Raw genomic sequence first — 1906 nt, forward strand, 5'->3', positions numbered from 1 at the left:
ATCGGATTGGCGGGGGCGCTGTTGATCCTGTGGCTTGGGGCTTCCCGCTGGTTCGCCTCCCTGACCCCTCCCGCCGCCCACGCTCAGGGAACGGGGACCATCACCCACACGACCGTGGCGGATTTCACGCCCGCATGCGCGGCGCGGTCTAATGTTTCGGTGGGGAACCGGGAGGGCGGTGAGCTTCATCTCACCGCCAGCGTGGAGGATGACTTCGATGGGCCCGCACTGGATATCACACGCTGGATTACCAATATCTCAAATCCCGACGCTGGGCGCCATCAAAGCATGATCCTGGCCAACGGGCTCATCACCCTGGATGGCGTCTATCTGCGCTCCGTGCTCACCATGACCCAGTTGCCAAGGTTCTTTGAGGCTCGCGCCCGCTTGATGCAAAGCCCAAACACGTCCGGCACTGTAGATCTGGGGTTCTACCGGGAGAGCGGGCCCCTTCATAACCCGCCTTTCGAAACCAGTTCCATCCGACTGTTTATTCTGGGATACGGTGATCCGAACAATCTGATCGTTCGCGTTCGGGATAATGGAGGGCCGATTGGGGATTACGATATTGACGATCCGGACGAGACTCAGTTCCATGTCTTTCGCATCGAGTGGGAGCAGAATGTAACCCGCTTTTTTATCGATGGCGTGATGCAGATATCGGCGCCCAGCAACACAACGGTGATCACCTCCTGGGTGTTCCTCTATCATCAAACGCCATCGTCTTATGGCAGCACCCCTACGGACATCGATTGGGTCCGCGCCGGGCAATATGCTTCCAGCGGGGTCTTCGACTCATGCCCTCAAGATGCCGGGCAAAAGGTGCGGTGGACCACGCTCTCCTGGAATGCGGTCACCCCCACGGGGACTACCGTGGTTTTCCGCGTTCGCACCTCGATGGATGGAAACACATGGTCCAACTGGTCGGATCCCCTTCCCCCTCCGCCCAACAATATCCCGGAGAACCTGGCCTTCGCCCGATATCTGCAATATCGGGTGGAGATGAGCACCACCAACCCGATGTTCTCCCCCGAGGTCCGGGAGATCGCGATCTCCTATAACCAGCTGGCGGATCTCGTGGTAAGCAAAAGCGCGTCCGCAAACCCGGTTCTGGCAGGAACGGAACTGACCTACACCATCTGGGTGACGAACAGCGGCCCCCTGAACGCTGAAAACGTTCGCGTGACGGATACCCTTCCGAACGGGGTGACCTTGCTCGACATTTCTTCTTCTCAAGGCTCCTGTTCGGATTCGATCTGCGACTTGGGAACGCTTAATGTGGGAAGCACGGCCATCATCACGCTTCAGGTTCGAGTGAACAGCAACACCCCGGATGGAACATTGACCAACCGTGTGACGGCGAGCACGTCCAACTCGGATGATCCGGTCAACAACACGGCCTCCACGACGACGCAGGTTCAAACCCAGGCGGATCTGGCCCTGAGCCTGATCGGTGATCCGGACCCGGTGGTGGCCGGGAACCCGATCACCTACACGGCGGTCCTCACCAACGGGGGGCCTTCGGATGCCCAGGGGGTGGGGGTGACCTTCACCCTTCCCAGCGGCCTCACGGTTCTGGACCTGACGCCCTCCCAGGGCACCTGCGCGACCCTCTCCTGCACCCTGGGCGCCATGCCGGCAGGGGTCACCGCCCGCATCACCCTCACCGCCCGGGTGCCCAGCACCACCCCGGCCGGCTCCCTGACCGCCCAGGCCCAGGCGGCGGCTTCCACGCTGGATCCTACTCCCGCCAACAACACGGCCTCCGCGACCACGCAGGTTCAAACCCAGGCGGATCTGGCCCTGAGCCTGATCGATGATCCGGATCCAGTGGTGGCGGGCCGTTCGCTGGTCTATCGCCTGGTGGCCACCAACCAGGGACCATCGGATGCCCGGAGCGTCCGGA

At 61.6% G+C, this 1906-nt stretch carries 1 pseudogene; it reads left to right on the forward strand.

The features are described 5' to 3' along the window. Positions 1 to 1906: pseudogene (locus NZM16_RS06230) on the forward strand (hypothetical protein); the annotation flags it as partial.

This window comes from Thermoflexus sp. (genome assembly GCF_025055495.1).
Taxonomy (GTDB): domain Bacteria; phylum Chloroflexota; class Anaerolineae; order Thermoflexales; family Thermoflexaceae; genus Thermoflexus.